We start from the raw sequence: 24,490 nt of genomic DNA on the forward strand, positions 1-24,490 counted from the left end.
CATTAATTAAAAAACGAAATTAGGAAGCGCACCATGTCTGCGAACACAACAAAGCTAGTCGTTATGCTAGAAATGCAAAACGCCATGAACACAAAGGTTCATGAGCAATGGTTTAACCAAGGGTTTGAATGGTATCGCGCTATTTGGGTTGAGTGTGCTGAAATGCTAGACCACTACGGTTGGAAGTGGTGGAAAAAGCAAACACCAGATACTGAGCAAGTGATTTTAGAGCTGGTGGATATTTTCCACTTTGGCTTATCGCTACGTATTGATGGCGTTAAAAGCTACGAACAGCTAGCAACAGAGCTTGAAAAAGAACTAAGCGAGCCGCAGCTTGCTGAAGACTTTAAACAAACACTTGAGCAGCTAGCGGCAAGTGCGGTGGCTGATAAGTCTTTCAACGCGCAAGCATTTGCTGGCTGTATGCAGCAAATTGGTATGAGCATTGATGATTTGTATCGTGGTTATGTGGGCAAGAATACCCTGAATTTCTTCCGTCAAGATCACGGTTATAAAGATGGCTCTTACATCAAGGTATGGAATGGCCAAGAAGACAACGAACATCTAGTTGAAGTTGTGAAAAGCTTAGACACTGAGCATGCGGATTTTGCTAAGCAAGTTTATGCAGGGTTAGAAGCGCGTTACCCTGCATAATATTTGTTCTAAGCTATCGGCAATAAAGTGCGATAGTCAGTAATTGATAAATAGCCAGTGATGTCTTTCACTGGCTGTTTGCTATCTGGGTTAGCAACAGCCAATAAGTGCTCTATGCCAAACTGTTTAGCTGAGGCTAATACGCTTAAACTGTCATCGACAAATAAGGTTCTGCTTTTATCAAAACCCAAATCAGCTTGAACTTGCTGCCATAAGCTTTGGCTCTCTTTACTCACACCATACTCATGGGTAGAAATCAGCTTATCAAGGTATTGATCAAACTGCGTGCGCTCAACTTTTAAGCTCAAGCTATCAGGGTGTGCATTGGTGAGGAGAATCAACTCTTTTCCTGCGTCCTTTAACGCCTTTAAAAACTCAGGTACATCGTCACGTACAGTGATTAGGTGCTGTATCTCTCGTTTCAGTTCCATAATGGGGAGATCGAGTTCTTTTTGCCAATAATCTAAGCAGTACCATTGAATTCTTCCTTCTACAGCTTGGTAGCGTTTTTCTATATCAGCAAAAGCTTCTGCGACACTGATATTGTGTTTTCTTGCGAGCTGTTCGGGGATCACATTTAACCAAAAATGGTTATCAAAATGCAGATCGAGCAGGGTGCCGTCCATATCTAATAAAACGGTATCGATTTTTGACCAATTTAACATAGGCATTTGTCGTTAAAGGCTTTATGATTAAGTTAACTGCCATATTAGCAAATAAACGCCTATGTCACAGAAAAAGCATCCAAACCCACCCGAAATTATCCACTGCGAAGTAGTGGCCAAAAGTAAACTTTTTACTGTTGAAGCCTTAGATTTGACCTTTTCAAATGGTGAACAGCGTCAATATGAACGAATTCGAGGCGGTGGCCGAGGTGCTGTGATGGTGTTACCAATCACCGCAGACAACGAGCTTTTATTAGTCAGAGAATATTGTGCGGGCACGCATAATTATCAACTCGGCTTTCCTAAAGGTTTAATTGACCCCGGAGAAACGGCAAAGCAAGCTGGCAACCGCGAGCTAAAAGAAGAAGTTGGCATGGGCGCAGAGCAGTTTGATGAGCTAAAAACGCTGTCACTAGCACCGAGTTATTTTAATGCTCGTATGCACATTTTGGTTGCGCAAAACCTTTACCCAGAAAGTTTAGAAGGTGATGAGCCTGAACCGCTGGTGGTTGTAAAATGGCCATTAGATGAATGGCAATCCTTACTTGAACAAGAAGACTTCACTGAAGCGCGTAGTGTGGCAGCGCTTATGTTGTTACAAACCTTCCTAGCAGCAAAGGAGTAGCATATGCAGTCATTATTAGAGCCTTGTATTGAGCTTGCCCAAAAAGCAGGCCAAGCCATTATGGATATCTATAAACAAGATGACATTGGCCAGCAAGAAAAGTCAGATCATACACCAGTCACCAAAGCTGATTTGGCCTCTAACGAAGTGTTGATGGCAGGTTTGCAGGCTATGGCACCCGATATTCCGATTATGTCTGAAGAAACGCCTATTCCAGCCCTTGAAAAACGTCGCGAGTGGCAGCGTTATTGGTTGCTAGATCCTATGGATGGTACAGGCGAATTTATTCTGCAAAGTGGTGACTTTGCGGTAAATATTGCATTAATAGAAAACAACAAGCCGGTGTTAGGGGTCATTTTCTGGCCGGCTAAAAATACCACATACTTTGCTTATGCAGGTTTAGGTGCATTCAAACGTGTGGGTGAAGAACAGCAGCAAATTAGCGTTGCCTCACCTGATAACTTAACTTTAGCAGTGAGTCGCAGACAAAAACTCGAAGCAGTAAGTCAGTACTTGAATAGCCAATTTGATACCGTTGCGCTTGGTTCATGTTCACTCAAAGCGTGTATCATCGCAGAAGGCAAAGCCGATTGTTTTTTACGAATTGGCCCAACAGGCGAGTGGGACACGGGCGCTTCACAGGTAATTGTAGAAGAAGCCGGTGGCTGTATCACTGATTCTGAGTTTAACCCCTTAACTTATAATCAAAGAGAAACCACAGAAAATCCTGATTTTATCGTTATGGGTCATCCTGATTGGCAATTCCAAAAGCTGATCACGCCTCACCAGCGTATTGTTGAGTAAATGTTAAAAAGCTAGCAGGTAATGCTAGCTTTTTCGGTACTTTGCTAGACTTTTGTTTTATTTTTATCCATTTGAACGCGATTTCGTGTTTTATGCCTTGCAATAAAAATTTAATCCATTATTATAGCGACCTCTTGAAAGGGAGACCTTTCAAAACTCATTAAGATGATTCAATTTATTTTAATGTTACAGGCGCGGGATGGAGCAGCCTGGTAGCTCGTCGGGCTCATAACCCGAAGGTCGTCGGTTCAAATCCGGCTCCCGCAACCAATTCTTTTAGAGAGAATTAAAACCTCTAAGGCTCGTTTGCTTATGCAAACCATTCGGACGCGGGATGGAGCAGCCTGGTAGCTCGTCGGGCTCATAACCCGAAGGTCGTCGGTTCAAATCCGGCTCCCGCAACCAATTCTTCTAGAGTGAATTCAAAACTCTAGGGCTCGTTTGCTTACGCAAACCATCTGACGCGGGATGGAGCAGCCTGGTAGCTCGTCGGGCTCATAACCCGAAGGTCGTCGGTTCAAATCCGGCTCCCGCAACCAACTTTCTTATCTTCAAATTTTTTTATTTAATACCCTAATTAGACTTTTAGCTCGAATTATGTCGTGCCCGCTCTTATTATTCATCAAATTCAATTTGACGTTCCAACGTGATTAATACTTAGCTTCGCTTATCGCTTATCGCTTATCGCTTATCGCTTATCGCTTATCGCTTATCGCTTATCGCTTATCGCTTATCGCTTATCGCTTATCGCTTAAACTGAACTATTTTTACTCTGGACCGACCAGTTTGATTGCAAATTTTTTAGCCTTTTCAAAATTAGAAAATTTAGCCTTATAAATTTATAAAATGCATTGTCAATGCAATTGTTGATGTTTGCGTGTGTAATTTAAATCAATTAACTGCTCGAAATAGATTAAGATCTGCGCCAATTCTATAATCATAAACGAGAGCAACATGACAGCAGTAAACAACCAGAACTTGCTTCAATTACGTTTTATTCAACAGCCTCATATTGATGGTGTAAAACCATTCTTTGATAACCTACCTGATAACCCATATGCAGACGGTGCTTTCCGTAAACGTCGTTATTCGGTATTGAAGTTTGTTGATAATGAAGTAAGCCTTCAGCCAACTAAAGCGTTTGTTCAAGACGACTCAATCAATAACTTTCAAGGTAACATTGAGCGCGTTTATGAAAATTTAGAAACCGATTTAATCAACAGCGATGCATTCAAGCATTTACTGACTGAATTTAGAGCGATGACGGGCATTGAAGAGAGCCGTGACATTGAAGTTCATCAGTTCAGAATGTTAGCGATTGAAAGTGACACGCCACCGGCACCAGAAGGTGTTCACCAAGATGGTTTTGATCACGTGTGTGTATGTGGTGTATCTCATGAAAATATCGCAGGCGGTGAGCTGCTGGTATACGAGCACAAAGAAGCTGAGCCTTGCTTCAAGATGGAAATCAAAGACGGTTTGTTTGCACTTGTGAATGACCGTGAAGTTTGGCACAACGCCACACCGATGAATAAACTAAATGCCGATGAAATCGGTTATTTAGATTGTTTCGTATTTACTGCGTAAGAGGCCAGGATGGAACTACAAAAATTGCGTCGTCAGTTCCCTGCACTTATGCAGCAGGTGAATGGTCAATCTCCTATCTTCTTAGATGGTCCGGGTGGCTCGCAAGTGCCTCAGTCAGTGCTGAGTGCGATGTCGGCTTATTTGGGCTACTACAACTCAAATCTAGGTGGGGCATTCTTCTCAAGCGATAAAACTGTCAGCTTAATGGATAATGCACGTCAAGCAGTTGCTGATTTATTAAATGCGCCTAGCAAAGAGCAAATCGTTTTTGGCGCGAACATGACGAGTCTAACATTTAGCTTTAGCCGTGCAGTATCACGTGATTGGCAAGCAGGTGATGAAGTGATTGTGACCAATGCGGATCATTTCTCAAATGTGTCTTCTTGGCGTCAGGCTGCTGAAGATAAAGGTGCACTTGTTCACGCTGTAAAAATCAATGAAGCGGATTGCACACTAGATCTAGCGCACTACAAGTCATTGTTAAATAAAAAAACTAAGCTAGTTGCAGTGACATACGCGTCAAACACCACGGGTTCTATTAACGATATTAAACAGATCGTTGAACTTGCGCACCAAGTTGGTGCGTTGGTGTATGTCGATGCGGTTCACTATGCGCCTCATGAGCTTATCGATGTACAAGCGCTTAATTGTGATTTCTTAGCTTGCTCGGCTTACAAGTTCTTTGGCCCACACGTCGGGGTTGTATATGGTAAGCGTGAACATTTAGAAGGTTTTACACCATATAAAGTGGAGCCTGCAAAAGATGTGATCCCAGGCCGCTGGGAAACCGGCACACAAAGCTTTGAAGGTTTGGCAGGTGTGATTGCCGCGATTGACTATATTGCGAGCTTAAGTGCTCTACCAGAAAGCACGCCGCGTCGTGAGCGTTTAGCAAAGGCGTTTGCTCATACTAAAGAACATGAAATGGCATTAAGTGCGTATTTCTTAAAGCGTCTTGCTGATTTTCCTCAGATCCGTTTATACGGTATCGAAGATGAATCTCGTCTTGCTGAACGTACACCAACTTTTGCTCTAACATTTGAAGGCTTAGCACCGCGTGAAGTGTCTGAGTTCTTAGGTAAGCAACAGATGTGTGTGTGGGATGGTAACTTCTATGCGCAAGGCTTATGTGAGCAGCTTGGTGTAATGGATAAAGGGGGTGTTGTTCGTATTGGTTGTATGCACTACAACACCATTGAAGAACTAGAAAAATTATTCAGTGCGTTTGAAGCGTTACTGAACTAAGAAAGCTTTTTAATTTTCGAGAAAATCGATAGAAGCCTAGTTTATTTTTACTGGGCTTTTTAATGTTCTGCTTGTACCTTTTTTAAGTTGTATGTACTGTATATGTTTATGATGAGCTTCAATTTTTAAAGGTTAAGCGGGGCTGATAAGCTATGCGTCAAATTGTATTCATACCAATAGCTTGTTTCATAATGATGGTATTTATGATGCGCTATTATCAGTTTTCTTCACCTGTTGTAGGCTCTGGTGATATGCCTGATATGTTTACGCTATCATTTTGGGTTATGGCTTTTATAAATTATTTTTTATATGCAATTGCATATATGAGTGTGCCGATGGTTATGCTGGCACACTATTTTATTACGAGTAATACATATTTAAATTCACAAGCCATGAAATGGCTGTCAGCTATATCGCTTTGTTTTGCTTGGACAGCTTTTTTCAGTACCTAATTTAATTACCTAAATATTTTCTTCAATATAATTATTTAGCTTTGCGATTCGCTGCCCCATTCCTTCAATAATTTTGTCTTTAATTTTTTCTCTGATCACACTTGGTAGGCGAGTTAATGCTTCTGGTGTAATGGTCAGTAAAATACTGTCGCTGAGTGCTTTGGCATTGGTACTGTGTTCACGTTTACAAATAAATGCGCCTTCACCTATGAATTCACCCGGACCGACCTTGCCGAGCTGACTTAATTCTTCTTTTTTAAATATAGCGAGCTCACCACTTAGAATAATAAACAAACGGTTATCTTTATCGAAACGCTTGAAGGCATGCTTGTCTTTTTGAACGAGATATAAATGGCTGAAGGATTCAAGCAATACTTGTCTTTCAGCTAAAGTGAAGTCACTAAAAAAAGGCAGGCGATTGATTATTTCTAGCTGTTTAATCAGCGGTACATGTTCTAGTAACTTCATAGATAATATTCAGGATAGTTTTAACTATCCTGAATATTGCGCTCTTTTAGTTTTCGGGTCAATGTATTGCGGCCCCAACCTATGCGAAGTGCAGCATCTTGTTTATGACCGTGGCAGGCATTTAAAGCTGTTTTGATCAGACGGGTTTCAAGTTGCGCTTGAACTGCCGGCCAAATATTCTCTTTGCCGTTTTTAAGCTCTTGGTTAAGCCAAACTTGAAAGGCATCGAGCCAATCGCCTTGCGCTTCGGGTTGTACTTGCGTGTGCTGTAACTCGTCGGGTAAGTCGATATCACCAACTAGTTCGCCAGGTGCCATGACAGTTAACCAGCGACAGGTGTTTTCTAATTGGCGCACATTCCCCGGCCAGTGATACAACTGCATGGTTTTAATCGCTTCAGCAGAAAGTGTTTTACTCTCGACCTGTAATTCTTTCGCGCTCTTTGCTAAAAAGTGAACGGCTAAACGTTCAATATCTTCAGGGCGTTCTCGCAGAGCGGGTATCTTCAAACGTACTACATTTAGGCGATGGAATAGGTCTTCACGGAATTTACCTTTTTGCACTAAGGTTTCGAGATCTTGGTGTGTGGCCGCGATAATTCTTACATCAACCTTAATGCTTTGATGTCCACCAACACGGTAGAACTCTCCATCGGCTAACACGCGCAATAAACGAGTTTGCACGTCGAGTGGCATATCACCGATTTCATCTAAAAATAACGTACCACCGTCTGCCTGCTCAAAGCGGCCGCGACGTATGCTATCAGCGCCAGTGAAGGCGCCTTTTTCATGACCGAACAACTCAGATTCTACTAAGTCTTTTGGAATAGCCGCCATGTTGAGTGCGATAAAAGTATTGGCTTTACGCGGACTGTGATTATGTAATGCGCCTGCAACAAGTTCTTTACCCGTGCCAGATTCACCATTGATCAAGACACTCATACTTGAAGCCGATAATTTACCGATAGCGCGAAATACTTCCTGCATTGCAGGGGCTTCGCCTATGATATCAGGGCTGTTTTGTGGCGTGCTCGGTTGCGCTTTGGTCTTACGGTTTTGTTGCTGAGTCTCGTAAGCACGTTCAACTAGTTGGGTTGCTTCGTTCAGATCAAAGGGCTTTGCCAGATATTCAAATGCGCCTTTTTGAAATGCATTGACCGCTGAATCTAGGTCTGAGTGTGCTGTCATAATGATCACAGGCAGATTCGGATGCTGGCTATTTATCTGTTCGAGTAGTGCCATGCCGTCAATACCCGGCATACGCACATCAGATACAAGCACTGCCGGTTGGTTGTATTCAAGCGCAGTCAGTACATCTTGGCCATTTGTAAAGCTTTCTGTGGCAAAACCTGCACGAGACAAAGCCTTATCTAAAACGAATCGAATAGATGCATCGTCGTCAACTAACCAGACTGATTTCATTCGTGATTCCCCGATGGTTGTGATGTAAATGGCAAATATATGTTGAACTCGGTATGACCCGGCCAGCTGTCACATTCAATACTGCCACCATGTTGTTCTATCAGTGTTTGTGCAATGGAGAGCCCGAGACCTGAGCCACCTTCTTTATTGGTTACCATAGGGTAAAATAAGGTGTCTTTTAATTGTTCGTCTATGCCAGGTCCATTGTCGCTGATTTGAATAAGCAGTGCTTTTTTAACGACATGATCCCCTTGACGAACACGATGTCTGAATCGGGTTTTTAAGGTTATCTCTCCACCTTGTTTGAGTGCTTGCTGTGCGTTACGCACGATGTTTAAGATCACTTGTTGGATCTTAGCTTGGTCAATAACCACATCAGGAATACTCGGATCGTAATCTTTCTTTAAATTGATGTGTTGACCCTGTTCAAAGCTACATAGTTTGATCACAGACTCTAACAGTTGGTGGATATTGCACGATGTTTTATTAGGGAGCTGGTTAGGGCCTAATAATTTATCTACCAATTCAGTCAGTCTATCTGCTTGCTCTATGATCAGCTGTGCACATTGCTCGCGCTCTTGCTGGCAAGTCTCATACTGCAATAATTGCGCCGCTCCACGAATTCCACCTAATGGATTTTTTATTTCATGGGCAAGACCGCGGATCAGTGTGCGTGCGGCATGATATTGGTGCATTTGCTTAGAGGCTTGATCAAATTTTACTTCGTCATCAATTTTGCGACATTCAAGCAAGATGTAAGCTTGGTGCTGATGCACAATTTTGCGACTATAAATGTTCAGTGTGGCGGAGCGATTATCGATGAACACCACGTCTACTCTGTGTTGCTGGCAATCAACGCCTTCATCTAGCACGTATTGAGAGAGCTTTTCTAGGTCGATACTATGATGGTTAAAAATACTGAGTAGGGGTTGATTGAGTAGGCGCTTTAGGCCCAAGCCAAACAGTTCACTACAAGAATTGTTGGCAAATTGAATAGTGTAAGCATCATCAATGACTAAGATGCAAGTTGATAGATTTTGCCAAACGTTTTCAGCAAAAGACGTTAAGGAGTGTGCCATGATGGATCAGCTTTCATTGTTATGCACCAATTTGGTGCGTTTTATCATACGCCTACATTTGGCTTGCATCAACGATTACTGACACTGGCTTTATGAAGGTAAAATGTGTGCTCTTTGCTTGTCGCAATTTGTGTGCCTTGAGGGTTAAAAACAGCCATTTTTATCTTATGTTCACCTCGTGAGAGTGATTTAAGTACAAATGAAGTGGATGACTGCTTTGCACCTACAGTACTGCCGTTATGGAAGAGCTGGACGGTAAAGCCTTTATGAAAGCTAGGCAGCACCTGTCCACTGACATAAACGGTACCGGTGTTTTCTCTAATGGTTTGTTCATGGTTTGGGGAAGTGATATTTGCTTGATAAGAGATTTGCTTTTGGGTGTTTGGTGATTGCAGGACATTGGTATTGGTACTTGGCATGACCAATGGCTTATTTAACTTTACTTCTTGTGCGCCTTTTCTGGGAGTATCTGAGTAGACCCAATTGCCATTTTTATCTTTCCAACGATAAATTTTAGCGTCACTTGGCAGCGCAATGAGTGCCATTAAAATAGATAACCCTATTACCGTCCATTTCATTTTTTTGCCCTAACTCTTATCACACAATGCAATAAGTACTTTAGTTGTTTATGAACTGCTTTACCATAAAAAAGCCCGCTTTCGCGGGCTTGAGAACACATATGATTTAGGTGCGTGTCAGATACACGCTTAAGTGCATTTTAACTCGTCACATGTAGTGTGAGTTGTCATGCACTAAATACTACGGAGAAAAATTACTCGGTAATTAAACGCTGTAGTACATTTCGAACTCGTCACTTGTAGTATGAGTCGTCATGTCTTTTAGAGTTTAACTACTTAAGTTAGCAATTAAACGCTGTAATACATTTCGAACTCGTCAATTGTAGTATGAGTCGTCATGTCTTTTAGAATTTAACTACTTAAGTTAGCAATTAAACGCTGTAGTACATTTCGAACTCGTCACTTGTAGTATGAGTCGTCATGTCTTTTAGAGTTTAACTACTTAAGTTAGCAATTAAACGCTGTAGTACATTTCGAACTCAACTGGGTGAGTCGTCATGTTCAGTTTTTCCACTTCTTGTGACTTAAGCTTGATGTATGCATCAATTAAGTCATCAGTGAATACGCCACCTTGTGTTAAGAATTCACGGTCAGCATCAAGTGCCGAAAGCGCTTCTTCTAGTGAAGCTGCAACTGTTGGGATTTCAGCCGCTTCTTCTGCAGGTAGGTCATATAAATCTTTGTCCATTGCATCGCCAGGGTGGATCTTGTTCTTGATACCGTCAAGACCAGCCATAAGCATTGCTGAGAACGCTAGGTAAGGGTTTGCTGTTGGATCTGGGAAACGTACTTCGATACGACGTGCTTTCTCAGAAGGAACAACTGGAATACGGATTGAAGCAGAACGGTTACGTGCAGAGTATGCAAGCATTACTGGTGCTTCGAAGCCTGGTACTAAACGCTTGTAAGAGTTAGTAGACGCGTTAGCGAATGCGTTGATTGCTTTAGCGTGCTTGATGATACCACCGATGTAGTATAGTGCTTCTTCAGAAAGACCGCCGTACTTATCACCAGCGAAGATGTTTTGGCCATCTTTACCTAGTGATTGGTGACAGTGCATGCCTGAACCGTTATCGCCTACGATTGGCTTAGGCATGAAAGTTGCCGTTTTACCATATAGGTGTGCCATGTTGTGGATAACGTATTTCATTTCTTGAATTTCGTCTGCTTTCAATACCATTGTATTGAAGCGAGTTGCGATTTCGTTTTGACCTGCTGTAGCTACTTCGTGGTGGTGTGCTTCAACAACTTGACCTAGCTCTTCTAGAACTAAACACGTTGCAGAACGCCAATCTTGTGAAGAATCAACTGGTGCTACTGGGAAGTAACCGCCTTTTACGCCTGGACGGTGACCTGTGTTACCGCCTTCGTAATCTTTGTCAGAGTTCCAAGAAGCTTCTTGAGCATCAATTTTGTACATAGAACCAGACATGTCAGTCTTGTACTTAACATCGTCAAATAGGAAGAACTCTGGCTCAGGACCGAATAAAACAGTGTCTGCGATACCAGTTGAACGCATGTACTCTTCTGCGCGCTTAGCAACAGAACGTGGGTCACGCTCGTAGCCTTGAAGTGTTGATGGCTCAACAACATCACAACGTACGATTAGCGTTGTTTCTTCTGCAAATGGGTCTAACTTTGCAGAATCAGCATCTGGCATTAACACCATGTCTGATTCGTTGATGCCTTTCCAACCAGCGATTGAAGAACCATCAAACATTTTACCATCTTCAAAGAAATCTTCGTCAGCTTGGTGATGAGGAATAGAAACGTGTTGTTCTTTACCTTTAGTGTCAGTGAAACGTAGGTCAACAAACTTAACGTCGTTTTCCTTGATAAATTGTAAAACTGTATGAGACATGTGTGTCCTCCAAAACTCGTTGGGTTAGTTATTTTGCTATAACTTTCGTTATTACTGCGCAGCTATAAGCGGGTATTGTGCCAGTTTTTTATCTAAATGAATTTAAAGGTTTTTTGTGTTTTTTGATTTGTATTGCACCTTGATGGTGCACCAACATGATCCGCAGGTGCACGCTCGTGGTGCAGCTCCAGTATAGTGCATGATGCTTTTTTGCCCAGTTTTTAGTTGCAAAAATACATTCGTTAATTTTATTCCATGCTGAATTAGCAGCAGGATGGCCGTATTGTCATTTAAATCACATTTATCAAAGGTATTTTGTTGAAGTTATTGTATTAAAGCGGGCGCTTTTATGGCGTGGTTTATTTCAGCTTCTATACTGAATTGGCCCTTTATTCGTCGAATAGTGACGTCAGTTGAAAAAATAATGCTGCATAAACTTTCATCTATGAGCTTATTAGGGGATAATACGCCACTTTAAAATTCTAGCAGGCTAAAATTTAGTCTGTTTTGCACAATTAAGTGTATAGGATTAACCCACTCTTTCGAGTAATTATCTGAGTTATAAACATGAGCATTGAAAAATTACGTAATATCGCGATTATCGCGCACGTTGACCACGGTAAAACGACCCTAGTAGATAAGCTACTAGAGCAATCGGGCACGTTAGAAACACGTGGCGGTAATGAAGAACGCGTGATGGATTCCAACGACATCGAAAAAGAGCGTGGTATTACCATCCTAGCTAAAAACACCGCGATTGAGTGGAACGATTACCACATCAACATCGTAGACACTCCGGGACACGCTGACTTCGGTGGTGAAGTAGAACGTGTTCTTTCAATGGTTGACTCAGTATTACTACTAGTTGATGCGCAAGAAGGTCCAATGCCGCAAACGCGTTTCGTAACGCAAAAAGCATTCGCACTAGGTCTTAAGCCAATCGTTGTTATCAACAAAATCGACAAGCCAGGCGCACGCCCTGATTGGGTAATGGACCAAGTATTCGATCTATTCGATAACCTAGGTGCAACTGACGAACAGCTTGATTTCCAAGTTATCTACGCTTCAGCAATTAACGGTTGGGCAACGCTTGACCTAGACGAGCCTTCAGACAACATGCAACCAATGTTTGAAGCGATCGTTGAGCAAGTAGAAAAGCCAGATGCAGATCCTGCAGGCGCATTCCAAATGCAGATTTCACAGCTAGACTACAACTCATACATCGGTGTAATCGGTGTTGGTCGTATTAAGCGTGGTACTGTTAAAGTAAACCAACAAGTAACAATTGTTGGCGCTGATGGCAAAACTCGTAACGGTAAAGTTGGCCAAGTACTTACTTACTTAGGTCTTGACCGTCACGAAGCGCAAGAAGCGCAAGCTGGCGACATCATTGCAATTACAGGTCTAGGTGAACTTAAGATCTCTGATACTGTATGTGATGTAAACGCAGTTGAAGCACTTCCAGCGCTTTCTGTTGATGAGCCGACAGTAACAATGACGTTCTCTGTAAATACGTCTCCGTTCTCTGGCCAAGAAGGTAAATTCGTAACTTCACGTAATATCCTTGAGCGTCTTCAAGCTGAACTTGTTCACAACGTAGCATTACGTGTTGAAGAGACTGATAACCCAGATAGCTTCCGTGTTTCAGGTCGTGGTGAACTTCACTTAGGTATCTTAATTGAAAACATGCGTCGTGAAGGTTACGAGCTTGCAGTATCTCGTCCAGAAGTAATCCTTCGTGAAGTAGATGGTCAATTAGAAGAACCATATGAAACAGTAACTGTTGATGTTGAAGAAGAACACCAAGGTTCTATCATGGAGCAACTAGGTCTTCGTAAAGCTGAAATGACTGACATGGCACCAGATGGTAAAGGCCGTATTCGTATGGACTTCATGATGCCTTCACGTGGTCTAATCGGTTTCCAAACTGATTTCATGACACTAACATCTGGTTCTGGTCTTATGTACCACACGTTCGATCACTACGGCCCACACAAAGGCGGTAACATTGGTCAACGTAAGAACGGTGTACTTATCGCAAATGCTGCAGGTAAAGCACTGACTAACGCACTATTCAACCTACAAGACCGTGGTAAGCTATTCATCGGTCACGGTGTTGAAGTTTACGAAGGTATGATCATCGGTATTCACGCGCGTGATAATGACTTAACTGTAAACGCGCTTAAAGGTAAGCAGCTTACTAACGTACGTGCATCTGGTACTGACGAAGCGCAAAACCTTGTGCCACCTATCGTTATGACACTTGAGCAAGCACTTGAGTTCATCGATGATGATGAGTTAGTAGAAGTAACACCTGAAAGCATCCGTATCCGTAAGAAGCTACTTACTGAAAGTGAGCGTAAGCGCGCGAGTCGTGAAGCTAAGAAGTAATCTTTTACGAGATGTAAAAAAACCGCTCAACTGAGCGGTTTTTTTTGTAGTTGGACAAAGCAAAGTATTTAGAGGTATTGCTTTTTGGCTTTTAATTAAAACAAACCATAGCTTTCGGTTTCTTCAGGTTCATAACTGTGTAAATGTTCTGGCCTAAAAATCGCACTAGGATCGATTAATACACTATGTGTATCATCACGTTTAATTAAACCTTTCATCATTTGCTTAGTCTGCGGATCGATATCAAAACCGATATTGGTGATCTCATGAAGTGGTTTGATCTCACTTTCATCACAGTGAATATTGTCTTGTACTTGATCTACCAATAAGCCGATATGCGGTTTTTGGCCATCTAAGGTTGTAAAAACAATAATAGGTTTATGATCGAGCGTGATTTGATCTCTTGCTGACTCAAATAATCGGATCAGTTTTTGGTAAGTGGTAGTGCGCTCTTTCTCGAGCATTCTTACTGCTTGTTCTTTTTCGCCTTTGGCACACATATCTAACAAGGTGCTTGAAAGGTTGTGTAATTTAGTATGTGGCTCTTCAAAGCGTGCAAGTAAAGCTTTTAAGTCTTCATTGTCGGTTTTAAAGCTGTAAAACCACTTCCCAAATTCACATTGTCGGGGATCTCGTGCTTTGGTGAAAGCGACACCTTCGTGAATACTGTGTTCAAGTGCCACCAACCAAGCTTTATGATCTTGTTCACGATCATGTAGTAGTTTTACGAGTGCTTGATTCACTTCTGAGGAAGATTGATTATTTAAGATTAAGCCAAGATCAAAAATAGGCGTTGGGGTGCCCATGTAATCTTTGACCCCCAAGAAGCTTGGGTTGCCGTTTGGCAATGAGGTTAGGTTTCCTTCATAGCGCTCGGTCAGCAATATGTCTAAGATCTTTAAAGAAATTGTTTTTTGCCCAACACGAAAGTTAATTAAATCCATGTCTGCCTCATCATGCTTATAAGTATGACTAATGATAGATCAATTACGAATGATATGAACGGAAAATTGGTAATTTCTTTTGCTTTGATTTGATCTTAAATAAATGACGTAATTCATCATCTTGGTTGATCACATTGCTTAAGGCATTGAGGACACAGCTAGAATTAAATGGTAAAGGGCACATTTTTGCGGCACGACTAAACACTAATGCGTTGAGATACCCTTCAAAGATGGCGTGCGTAATAGGTAAAGAATGTGTGTTTAATGTTGCTCTGAATTGCTCACAAATTTTACCCTCACAAGAGACTGGGTTTGGCACCACTTCTGTGATCATTAATTTGCTTGGTTGAATAAGCTTACTTAACAGGTCTTCGCTGGAGACGAATGATACAGTGGTGAATGCAAGTTTCTTGTTTTGCTTTTGTGATAACAGGATGAAGCGTGATAACGGCTCATAAGTGCCTACCATAGCAACGGCAGTGGCTTCACTGTTGCTAATTAGTTTGAGCGCTTTCTCAACTTCATTGGTATTTCTACGAAATCGGCCGACTACTTGAGGTTTTAACCCCCTCATTCTTAGTGCCGCAGTGAGACTTTTTTGTAATGTAATACCAAATTCGTCAGCTTGTATGAGCAATGCAATTTTTGAATGGCCTAATTCATCAACTAAGTAACTGATTTGTTCTTTTGCCTCATCAAGGTAGCTGGCTCTTAGGTTAAACACTTTGAATGCGGGTTTTTCCCTTAAAAATGCAGCACCCGTATAGGGCATAAGTAAAGGTATTTGCGTATGCTCTAGCATGGGTTTTATGGCCGTTGTCGTTGGGGTACCCATATAACCAAATAATGCATGTACTTTTTTATCGTAAATAAAAAAGCGTGTGTTGTTGACGGTATGGTTTGGCTCATAGCCATCATCTCTCACATCGAGTTCGATAAGCGCGCCATGGATCCCACCTTGTTTGTTGAGTTGCTCAAAGTAAATTCTAGATCCCGAAGCAAGTTGTTTGCCTATTTCACTGGCAGGTCCAGTTAATGCCACCGACATACCTAGCTTAATATCGAGTTGCGATCCAGAAGCCATAAGCTGACTTGCCCATAGTAGGCAAGAAGTTAGCAAAATTGAGGGCTTAAATTTGGGCATAAATTTCTGCAACTAGATTAAATAAACATAGGTTTAGTTGTCTTTTTGAGTCAATGCATAACTCTTTCTGAACTACGTCTTTTTTATTACCTTGTAATACTAGCTTAATTAGTAGTCGATGGGAAATAGCCGAAAGGTTGTATAGTATTTGTGGATTCTGTGACACTATTTGCCAAATCAAGGCTAAGCCTTGTTCGATATGCGCAGGTTGGTCGAGTAATATTTTTAACTGCCGTTTATACTCAGCCGAGATGAGTGAGTTGTCAGATGTTGGTTTCATTAACTGACTGACAAGTTTGTCATCTAGCATTTGATACAGCGTGAGCAATTGATAAGTAAACTGTTGAGAAAAACGCACCCGCAACTGATGCTGTTCTTCAGACAGGTTTTTATTACTTTTTAAAACAATCGCAGAATACTCACCGCTAGCTTTATCTTGTTTAAAGCCTAATTTTACAATTTGATACTCGTTCTCTTGCCAGAACTTTAATAACTGTGCGGTGCATCCAAAGCTACTACCGAAGTAGTCGACCTCACCTTGAAGTTGCTGCTCAGTGTAATTCAATAACTGCTGACCCAGCTTTTGGCTTTGAAAATCAGGTGCGATAGCGATTCTGACAATTCTGGCGGCTATATGACTCAAAAATGTATCTTGCTGTAGCAAGTGGTAAAGCTGTTGAGGCAGCAAATGCCCTTTTGGTCGCCTGTTCTGTTGCGCAATCATTGCGATACTATCAGCATTTAAGGCGCCTTCAATGCTGACCAGACAAATACCAAGTAAATTATTTTTCTGTTTGATTGCAAAGAGTCTGTTATCAGGCTGGTCTAGCAACTGTCTTAGGTCATTAACGCTGGTTTGGTAATGAGCGAGCACCAATAATGAAAATGCTTGTCTGAGTAGATGCTCATCGTCAAGTAAATCTTCAGATGTAATATGAGTGAACTCGAGCTGCTCAAGTTGCTTAGGCGCATTAAACTCCGCGTCGAGCGCGAATAGTTTGTTTATGCTGCTTTCTAACGGATCACAATGCTCATATCTTATAGGCGCATTGAGGGTCAATTGCTGATAGGTGGTGTAGTGTTTTGCTAAAAAACGTTTGAACCTTAACGTATAGCCTCGGCCATTGCCTTCGTAGCCCACTAATGTCGATGCAAATACACAGCGCTTAAACTTATCCGCTATTTTGATGAGGGTAGGTACGGGTAAAGCTGCCGCTTCGTCAATAAGAATGATGTCATCGCTGATATTTTCTTGGAGTAACTTATCTGGTGGACAAAAGCGCAAGTTAGCGAGTGTTTTCTCATTGCCTGAATATTCAATTCCGAGGGCTTTGGCCAAATGCACAAAACTACTTTTTACTGCTTGATATTGTCGAGCACACACCACGAATGATTGCTCGGGCATTTTGCTCGCTAATAACCCTAAAGCAGATGATTTACCGCGGCCTCTATCGGCAGTAAACAAAATATGCTGCTGCGATTTGGTGAGTAATGTAGTGAGCGTTTCAAGAACCTTATATTGCTCACCTAATCTATGGTTAAGCTCTGAAGCAGGTTTGAAACCTGGCAAAGACAGTCTTGCATTGTTCGTTTCAGAAATAATAGAGATAGGTAACTGAGCAAATAAGCGTTGCCAACGCGTTAAAAATGGACTTGTTGTGAGCGATTGCTGATGATTTTGCCAAGTTGTGATCCCTTGGTCACACCAAGAATTTAATTGCGCAAGTTCAGGTAAGACGAGCGCAAGTATTCCACCTGCCTTTACTGTGCCACTCAGTGCTGCCAGTTTATTGGGGATAATCCCTGAATAGCCATCGTATATTGCGACCTCGAACTCTTGACCGAGAATTTGATGAAGATGATCAGGCCATTGCGCTTGATTAAAAGCGGGTTCTTTTGACAGCGTTAAAAAAGAAGTTGTTTTGTTTGTGAGTTTATTCAACTCGGTGGCAGCCCACATTTGTGAGCCACAAAACAACACTAACTGACGATGCTGATTAAAAGTAAGGCGCTCAAATAGCGCCTCTAAATTATATTTTTTCGAGTCTTGCATAAGCGGTGACAAGCCATTTCGTACCCACATCGTCAAAGTTGACTTGAATACGCGATTGCGCGCCATTCCCTTCGTAGTTTAATACTGTGCCAGCACCAAACTTGGCATGTAAAACACGTTGACCAAGGTTGTAGCCGCTATCTTCAAAGGTTGCCAAAGTAATGGTGTTACTGAAGCGGCCTGTACTTGCTGGGCGTGAAACTTGTGTTTTTATGCGAATTTCTTCTACACAGTCTTCGGGAATTTCACGTAAGAAGCGCGAAGGACTATGATGCTTTTCTTGTCCATACAAACGACGGCTTTCGGCATGGCTAATATAGAGTTTATCCATTGCTCGAGTCATACCGACATAACATAAGCGGCGCTCTTCTTCTAATCGACCCGACTCTTCATGACTTTGTTGAGAAGGGAACATGCCTTCTTCTACCCCAACCATAAATACGAGTGGGAATTCTAGACCTTTTGCCGAGTGCAAGGTCATCATTTGCACGGCATCTTCGTGCTCATCGGCTTGGCCTTCACCCGCTTCGAGTGACGTGTAGGCTAAAAAACCTTGTAGTGGTGAACTAAAGTCTTCATCAATAGGCGGTTCATATTGACCACAAGCACTGATTAATTCTTCTAAGTTTTCTACTCTAGCTCGGCCTTTTTCACCTTTTTCGGCTTGATACATTGCCATTAGGCCTGAGACTTCAATGGTCTGTTTGGCTTGCTCGCTCAATTCTAGCTCATCGATTTTATCGCTGAGATGCTCGATAAGTTCAACAAACTTAGTGACGGCAGTTGCTGCTCTACCTGCTAAATGCTTTTGCTCTAGAATTGCTTTTGCGGCGTACCATAATGGCATTGATTCATTGCGTGCACAGTCACGGATATGGCTCAAAGTTTTGTCACCAATACCACGCGCTGGGGTGTTGATTACACGTTCAAATGCGGCATCATCCTGACGGTTGCAGATCAGGCGTAGGTAACATAAAGCATCTTTGATCTCTTGGCGTTCGAAGAAGCGCATACCGCCATAAATGCGATACTTTAAGCCTTCTTGTAACATGGCCTCTTCAAGAATACGTGACTGGGCGTTGTTACGATAAAGAATGGCGCAATCTTGTAAAGCATTACCCCCATTCAGCCAAGTTTTGATTTTACCTACTACAAAACGGGCTTCATCTAACTCATTAAAGGCAGCATAAATCGAAATAGGCTCGCCTTGGTTGCCATCGGTCCAAAGGCTTTTTCCCATTCGCTCGGCGTTGTTTTCAATCAGCGCGTTAGATGCTTTTAGAATGGTTGCCGTAGAACGATAGTTTTGTTCAAGGCGAATCGTCTCTGCATCAAAGTCATCTAAAAAGCGTTTGATGTTTTCGATTTTAGCGCCACGCCAGCCGTAAATACTTTGGTCATCATCGCCTACGATCATGATATTGCTGTCACCGCCTGCCAGAAGTTTTAACCAACGATATTGAATGTTGTTGGTATCTTGGAATTCGTCTACTAGCATATGACGGAAACGTTGTTGATAATGGCGCAGCAAGGTCGGCTGCTGTTGTAGCAACTCAAAGCAGCGTAATAAGATTTCAGCAAAGTCGACTAAACCCGCTCTGTCACAGGCTTCTTGATAAGCCGTATAAACGCGCAACATGAGTTGTTCGTTCACATCATAAGCTTGAATATCTTTTGGACGTTGACCTTCATCTTTACGGGCGCTGATATACCAGGCGATTTGTTTTGGCGGCCATTTCTTTTCATCAATATTCATGGCTTTCAACAGACGGCGGATCATACGAACTTGGTCGTCAGTGTCTAAGATCTGAAATGCTTCAGGTAAGTTTGCTTCGCGGTGATGAGCGCGAAGAATTCGGTGAGATAAACCATGGAAAGTCCCGATCCACATACCGCCTACAGGTGATTTGAGCGTTTCTTCAACACGGGTACGCATTTCTTTGGCGGCTTTATTGGTAAAGGTCACAGCAAAAATACTATAAGGAGAGGCGTGCTCTACCTGCATTAACCATGCAATACGATGGACAAGTACTCGCGTTTTACCTGAGCCTGCGCCAGCCAGCACCAGCATGTTCTGCAAAGGAGCTGCTACAGCTTCGCGTTGTTTATCGTTTAAGCCGTCAATTAAATCAGAAACGTCCATTAGGTTACCTTGCCAAATCAGAATGCAGCAAAGTATACCTAGGCTGGCGTCTATTTCCCAGCAAGACACACATTTTTACTGAGTGTAAAAACTTAATGCTTTGAAATGTATAGAATATTAGAACAAGTTAAACTGTATAAATAACCAGTTCACTGACCGATATATTCTTTTAAGCGATTTTGGACTTCTTCAACTAATAAGTCAGGTTGGAATTTAGATAGAAACGCATTACAGCCCACTTTTTCAACCATAGCTTGGTTAAAACTGCCACTCAAAGACGTATTCAAAATTACATAAAGATCTTTAAGGCGAGGATCATTCCTAATTTCATAGGTCAATCGGTATCCGTCCATCACAGGCATTTCGGCATCGGTGATCACCGCAAGTATTTCTTGATTAATGTCTTTGCCTTCATCAGCCCACTTTTTCAAAATGTCTAAAGCGGCTTTGCCATCGGTAGCAGGAATAATTTCAATTCCTAACTGCGCTAGTGTGTCTGATACTTGGCGACGTGCAGTTGGCGAGTCATCCGCATGTAGAATCTTCTTCCCTTGAAATTCAGGCAAGATTGATTCATCTAAAATATCTTCAGAAATTTGTATGTCATAACTGATTATTTCAGCGAGTACTTTCTCAACGTCGATAATTTCAACGAGGTGCTCTTGACCGTCACGCTTTAGTTTTGTGAAGGCAGTAAGATAATGGTTTTTACCCACAGAACTTGGCGGAGGCATAATATCCGACCAAGTGGTATTGACGATTTGGTCAACTTTACCGACTAGAAAAGCTTGAACAGTACGGTTGTATTCAGTGATAACGAGATTGCAGTCTTCATCACGCTGACATTCTGGCAAATTGATTGCTCTACGAAGGTCGATCACTGGAATAGACTCTCCACGAATGCTAGTTACACCACACACTTTCGGATGCGCGTTTGGCATGATGTTTAGGTGTGGTAGCTTTACAACTTCTTTTACTTTGAAGACATTTAAAGCAAATAGATGGCGGCTATGTAAATGAAATAACAACAACTCAAGTCGGTTTTCACCCACCAGTTGAGTTCTTTGATCTACAGAAGCTAAAACACCAGCCATGTCGTTATCCTTTAGAAGAAGATAAATTCAGTATACCTAACACGAGGTAGAAATCTAATAAACCTAAAATGAGGTTATCTATAAGTCTATCCTAGATTTATTTAAAGTGGTATTTGCAAGCAAATAGATATCGCGTATTGTGAACAAAAATCATTAAATTCAATTGTTTTAGCTATGCCTCTGTATTTTAAAAAACTAGCCATGCTCTTAAGGGCACATATAGACAAAGCTAGTTGGCAGCTATTAATGGCAGTAACAGTGTTGCACATAGCTGCGACTTGGTTACTGCTTCTTGCTGCAAACGAAACTGAGCTATTAGAGCTCAACACCTATTTTTATTATTATGTTGTTACCGCTTCAACGGTAGGATATGGCGACATGAGTGCCGTAACGCCTATGGGTCGATGGGTGGTTGCATTATTCCAAATTCCATTTGGTTTAGCATTATTTGGTGTCTTGCTTGGTAAAGTCGGGCAGTTAGTTACATTTTGGGTAAAAAGAGCAATGACGGGAAACAAAAACTTAGCACACTTAACTGATCACATCGTTATCTTTGGCTGGCATGAGCAGAGAACAAAAAAGATTGTTGATTACATACTGGCCGACAATAAAAGAAAAGACCGACAAATCATTCTTGCCGTTAATGATCTCGAAGAGCACCCACTCGCCAACTATTCTGAAGTTGAATTTGCCCATTTAACGAGTTTTACAGATGAAAAAGAATTGGAGCGTATTGCGATTTCTCAAGCTGATAAAATTATCATAGATGGTAAAGATGACGATCAGACCTTCACCACTGCACTAATGATAAGTCCGTTAATAAAAGAAGCAGCACATATTAGTGCGCATTTCATTGATGAGAGTAAAGTCAGCCTGCTTCGCACTCATTGTAAGAATGTTGAGTGTTCTAGTACCAAGTCCGCTGAGATCTTAGTGCGTGCCATGCAAGATCCTGGTTCGAGTCGAGTGCAAGAGGAGTTACTTTCAACTTTACATGGTGACACTCAGTTTAGTGTACGGTTACCTGAGAATATTGCAGCACTACCTTTCTCTGCTTTCTTTCATTATTTCAAAGAAAAGCACGATGCAATTATTTTGGGAGTTGCTCACGATCTGAATGCATTTAATATGGACTTAAATCCACCTCTGCATTATGAAATCAAAGGCGGTGATATTCTTCACTATATTTCACCGGAACGTATTTTACCGTCAGAAGTAAAGTGGTCAGAAATCAAATAGGCTTGTTGAAGTCGTATAAATTGTAATTGTTTTGCGGTAGATAATAGCGAGCAACTATCATTGCTCGCTATTATGATAATGTTTCAATAATAAAAACTCTTCCTTTGTAACAGGCATGATAGACAATCGGCCTGCTTTTTTAAGGGGTAAATCAATAATTCTAGGATCTGCCTTTATCTGCTTTAGAGAGATAGGCCTTAATTTTTCTCTAAATTGAACAGTGACACCAAACCATTTTGGGGAGTCTGGCTTAGACTTTTCATCAAAGTAGTCACTACTCGGATCGAATTGATGGGGATCTGGGTGTGCTTCTTTTGTCACTTCAGCGATCCCGACAATTGCAGGCACTTTACAGCTGGAGTGATAAATAAAGATCTGATCACCTAGTTTGACATCATCTCTTAAAAAGTTTCGCGCCTGATAGTTTCTTACGCCTTCCCAAAAAGTACTTTGCTCTTGTGCATTCTTCAAATCATCAATAGAAAATGCATCAGGTTCTGTTTTAAATAACCAATAAGCCATAAAAATCTTCAGATAGTGTTTTTTAATATTGTTGATGAAATGACAAAGCTGAGCAAGGTAAATACACAATAAACAGTTACGTGTAGTATGATTAAATCGTTATGTTGTTTGAGGGTAATGAGTTATGAGTCAGGTTTTACAGAATTTACTATCGCTTCTTTCATTAGAAGAAATTGAACAAGGGATCTATCGAGGGCAAAGCCAAGATCTCGGCTTTCCACAAGTCTTCGGTGGTCAGGTAATGGGGCAGGCTTTGTCTGCGGCCAAATATACCTTGCCAGCAGATCGCTATGTTAATTCTTTACACTCATACTTTTTACGTCCGGGCGATGCCAGCAAGCCAATTGTTTATGATGTTGAAACTATCAGAGATGGGAGAAGTTTCAGTACACGTCGTGTTTGCGCAATCCAATATGGTAAACCCATCTTTTATATGACAGCTTCCTTTCAGGGGGATGAAGAGGGATTATCTCATCAAACAGAGATGCCTGATGTGCCAGCACCAGAAACCCTTAAGTCTTCACTTGAGTTTTACCAAGAGCACGCGGATCTAATTCCTGAGCAACTAAGAAATAAATTTACCTGCGAAATGCCTATCGAAATGCGTCCGGTAAACTTTCAAAATCCATTTAAGCCAAAAAGCACTGAAGCAAAAAGACATGTTTGGTTTAGAGCAAATGGCACAATGCCTGATGACAGACGCATACATAACTACTTATTAGCATATGCATCAGACTTTGAGTTTTTGCCAACGGCACTGCAGCCGCACGGGCATTCTTTCTTGCAACCTAATATGCAAGTTGCAACGATAGATCACGCTATGTGGTTCCATCGTCCATTTAGAATGGATGAATGGTTGCTATATAGTGTCGATAGTCCAAGTGCGAGTGGTGGCCGTGGTTTAGTAAGGGGGCAATTCTTTAATAGACAAGGTGAATTAGTTGCTTCCACCATACAAGAAGGTGTGATGAGACTAAGATCTAACTAGATCTTAGGCTTCAAATGCAAATAACCTGTATTAAATGTTAGCAAAAAGCGACTAAAAACAGGGTTTTGATTTCTTTTTGAGCGGTTGAACACATTTCTTAAAATTAATTGCAAAAAGGGGTTGATCAAAAAAATGATCTCCCTATAATGCGACCCCACTGACACGGGGCGAGACGCTGAAAAGCAAATCAAAACGTTGTCGAGTCAAATAAAACTTAGCTTTAAACTTTCTCTTAAGAAAAAGATTGAAATTAAGTGTTGACATAAAAAGTGAAGTCGTTATTATGGCGCTCCACTTCGCAGCAAGGCTGCGGTAACTAACCAAGGTTAGTTATACTGTTCTTTAAAAATATGAAGCAATCATCTGTGTGGGCACTCGTACAGGTTGAGTTCTAACAGCTCTTGATTCAAGAGCAAAAAATTTAGAGTCTCAAATGTAACTGAGTGACTTCATAGTCAATTCGATTCGAAAGAATCAAAATCAGAATTCATTGAGCATGGTTTGAAGTTTACTTCAAACAAAAAACTTTTAAT

At 41.6% G+C, this 24,490-nt stretch carries 21 protein-coding genes and 3 tRNA genes; 12 read left to right on the forward strand and 12 right to left on the reverse strand.

The annotated features are described in order from the left end of the window. Positions 1 to 33 precede the first annotated feature (33 nt). Positions 34 to 654: a dUTP diphosphatase gene (locus tag AAEU28_RS20485; protein ID WP_390449520.1), complete on the forward strand. Its 621-nt coding sequence runs from the start codon at positions 34 to 36 to the stop codon at positions 652 to 654. A gap of 8 nt (positions 655 to 662) precedes the next feature. On the opposite strand, the gene yrfG is transcribed toward AAEU28_RS20485, so the two are convergent. After that, the gene (gene yrfG, locus AAEU28_RS20490; RefSeq protein WP_421965754.1) at positions 663 to 1,319 is read right to left on the reverse strand and encodes a GMP/IMP nucleotidase; all 657 of its coding nucleotides are present in this window, start codon (positions 1,317 to 1,319) and stop codon (positions 663 to 665) included. Between the two features lie 61 nt (positions 1,320 to 1,380). On the opposite strand from yrfG, the gene nudE reads away from it, so the two are divergent. The 8 genes from nudE to AAEU28_RS20530 all read left to right on the forward strand — a co-directional run bounded on the left by nudE (position 1,381) and on the right by AAEU28_RS20530 (position 6,032). After that, positions 1,381 to 1,944 carry an ADP compounds hydrolase NudE gene (gene nudE, locus AAEU28_RS20495; RefSeq protein ID WP_421965755.1) on the forward strand — a complete coding sequence of 188 codons (564 nt, stop codon included), beginning with the start codon at positions 1,381 to 1,383 and terminating at the stop codon, positions 1,942 to 1,944. A 3-nt stretch (positions 1,945 to 1,947) separates the two neighbouring features. Beyond that, positions 1,948 to 2,748, forward strand: coding sequence for a 3'(2'),5'-bisphosphate nucleotidase CysQ (cysQ, locus tag AAEU28_RS20500; RefSeq protein ID WP_349285367.1), 801 nt, complete (start codon positions 1,948 to 1,950; stop codon positions 2,746 to 2,748). Between the two features lie 193 nt (positions 2,749 to 2,941). After that, positions 2,942 to 3,018 (forward strand) — tRNA-Met (locus AAEU28_RS20505). 58 nt (positions 3,019 to 3,076) lie between these two features. Continuing rightward, positions 3,077 to 3,153: transfer RNA gene (locus tag AAEU28_RS20510), tRNA-Met, on the forward strand. A gap of 57 nt (positions 3,154 to 3,210) precedes the next feature. Further along, positions 3,211 to 3,287 (forward strand) — tRNA-Met (locus AAEU28_RS20515). Positions 3,288 to 3,702: 415 nt separating this feature from the next. Beyond that, positions 3,703 to 4,335 (forward strand): 2OG-Fe dioxygenase family protein, encoded by a 633-nt coding sequence (locus tag AAEU28_RS20520; RefSeq protein WP_404391925.1) that lies wholly within the window; start codon positions 3,703 to 3,705, stop codon positions 4,333 to 4,335. 9 nt (positions 4,336 to 4,344) lie between these two features. Beyond that, entirely contained in the window at positions 4,345 to 5,580 is a 1,236-nt protein-coding gene (locus AAEU28_RS20525) for a cysteine desulfurase-like protein (RefSeq protein ID WP_421965756.1), read from the forward strand. A 152-nt stretch (positions 5,581 to 5,732) separates the two neighbouring features. Beyond that, on the forward strand, positions 5,733 to 6,032 hold the full coding sequence (locus tag AAEU28_RS20530; RefSeq protein WP_421965757.1) for a hypothetical protein: 300 nt from the start codon (positions 5,733 to 5,735) through the stop codon (positions 6,030 to 6,032). Positions 6,033 to 6,041: 9 nt separating this feature from the next. Here AAEU28_RS20530 and AAEU28_RS20535 read toward each other — a convergent pair whose 3' ends face one another. The 5 genes from AAEU28_RS20535 to glnA all read right to left on the reverse strand — a co-directional run bounded on the left by AAEU28_RS20535 (position 6,042) and on the right by glnA (position 11,439). Continuing rightward, the gene (locus AAEU28_RS20535) at positions 6,042 to 6,500 is read right to left on the reverse strand and encodes a cyclic nucleotide-binding domain-containing protein (protein WP_421965758.1); all 459 of its coding nucleotides are present in this window, start codon (positions 6,498 to 6,500) and stop codon (positions 6,042 to 6,044) included. Between the two features lie 20 nt (positions 6,501 to 6,520). After that, positions 6,521 to 7,921, reverse strand: a complete 1,401-nt coding sequence (gene ntrC / locus AAEU28_RS20540) for a nitrogen regulation protein NR(I) (RefSeq protein ID WP_390449544.1) — start codon at positions 7,919 to 7,921, stop codon at positions 6,521 to 6,523. After that, positions 7,918 to 9,000, reverse strand: a complete 1,083-nt coding sequence (glnL, locus tag AAEU28_RS20545; RefSeq protein ID WP_421965759.1) for a nitrogen regulation protein NR(II) — start codon at positions 8,998 to 9,000, stop codon at positions 7,918 to 7,920. The genes ntrC and glnL overlap by 4 nt, the downstream gene beginning before the upstream one ends. A gap of 68 nt (positions 9,001 to 9,068) precedes the next feature. Continuing rightward, the gene (locus tag AAEU28_RS20550; protein ID WP_421965760.1) at positions 9,069 to 9,578 is read right to left on the reverse strand and encodes a DUF4124 domain-containing protein; all 510 of its coding nucleotides are present in this window, start codon (positions 9,576 to 9,578) and stop codon (positions 9,069 to 9,071) included. Between the two features lie 454 nt (positions 9,579 to 10,032). Continuing rightward, entirely contained in the window at positions 10,033 to 11,439 is a 1,407-nt protein-coding gene (gene glnA / locus AAEU28_RS20555) for a glutamate--ammonia ligase (protein ID WP_404391913.1), read from the reverse strand. Between the two features lie 567 nt (positions 11,440 to 12,006). Between glnA and typA the strand changes: the two genes are divergently transcribed. Next, positions 12,007 to 13,830 (forward strand): translational GTPase TypA, encoded by a 1,824-nt coding sequence (typA, locus tag AAEU28_RS20560; RefSeq protein WP_404391911.1) that lies wholly within the window; start codon positions 12,007 to 12,009, stop codon positions 13,828 to 13,830. Positions 13,831 to 13,925: 95 nt separating this feature from the next. On the opposite strand, the gene AAEU28_RS20565 is transcribed toward typA, so the two are convergent. From AAEU28_RS20565 to AAEU28_RS20585, 5 genes are all read right to left on the reverse strand, one after another. Next, positions 13,926 to 14,774 carry a CZB domain-containing protein gene (locus tag AAEU28_RS20565; RefSeq protein WP_421965761.1) on the reverse strand — a complete coding sequence of 283 codons (849 nt, stop codon included), beginning with the start codon at positions 14,772 to 14,774 and terminating at the stop codon, positions 13,926 to 13,928. Between the two features lie 43 nt (positions 14,775 to 14,817). After that, on the reverse strand, positions 14,818 to 15,858 hold the full coding sequence (locus tag AAEU28_RS20570; protein ID WP_421965762.1) for an ABC transporter substrate-binding protein: 1,041 nt from the start codon (positions 15,856 to 15,858) through the stop codon (positions 14,818 to 14,820). 46 nt (positions 15,859 to 15,904) lie between these two features. Beyond that, positions 15,905 to 17,971, reverse strand: a complete 2,067-nt coding sequence (locus AAEU28_RS20575; protein WP_421965763.1) for a GNAT family N-acetyltransferase — start codon at positions 17,969 to 17,971, stop codon at positions 15,905 to 15,907. Further along, positions 17,949 to 20,114 carry a DNA helicase II gene (uvrD, locus tag AAEU28_RS20580; protein WP_390449578.1) on the reverse strand — a complete coding sequence of 722 codons (2,166 nt, stop codon included), beginning with the start codon at positions 20,112 to 20,114 and terminating at the stop codon, positions 17,949 to 17,951. Before uvrD ends, AAEU28_RS20575 begins: the two co-directional genes overlap by 23 nt. 149 nt (positions 20,115 to 20,263) lie before the next feature. Continuing rightward, a complete protein-coding gene (locus tag AAEU28_RS20585; protein ID WP_421965764.1) occupies positions 20,264 to 21,208 on the reverse strand; it encodes a chemotaxis protein CheV in 945 nt (314 codons plus the stop codon). A 174-nt stretch (positions 21,209 to 21,382) separates the two neighbouring features. On the opposite strand from AAEU28_RS20585, the gene AAEU28_RS20590 reads away from it, so the two are divergent. After that, positions 21,383 to 22,447: a potassium channel family protein gene (locus AAEU28_RS20590; RefSeq protein WP_421965765.1), complete on the forward strand. Its 1,065-nt coding sequence runs from the start codon at positions 21,383 to 21,385 to the stop codon at positions 22,445 to 22,447. A 57-nt stretch (positions 22,448 to 22,504) separates the two neighbouring features. On the opposite strand, the gene AAEU28_RS20595 is transcribed toward AAEU28_RS20590, so the two are convergent. After that, positions 22,505 to 22,969 carry an EVE domain-containing protein gene (locus AAEU28_RS20595; RefSeq protein WP_421965766.1) on the reverse strand — a complete coding sequence of 155 codons (465 nt, stop codon included), beginning with the start codon at positions 22,967 to 22,969 and terminating at the stop codon, positions 22,505 to 22,507. A 124-nt stretch (positions 22,970 to 23,093) separates the two neighbouring features. Here AAEU28_RS20595 and tesB point away from each other — a divergent pair, with 124 nt between their 5' ends. Beyond that, positions 23,094 to 23,957: an acyl-CoA thioesterase II gene (gene tesB, locus AAEU28_RS20600; RefSeq protein WP_421965767.1), complete on the forward strand. Its 864-nt coding sequence runs from the start codon at positions 23,094 to 23,096 to the stop codon at positions 23,955 to 23,957. Positions 23,958 to 24,490: the final 533 nt, after the last annotated feature.

The organism is Pseudoalteromonas sp. SS15 (assembly GCF_049257195.1).
Lineage (GTDB): Bacteria > Pseudomonadota > Gammaproteobacteria > Enterobacterales > Alteromonadaceae > Pseudoalteromonas.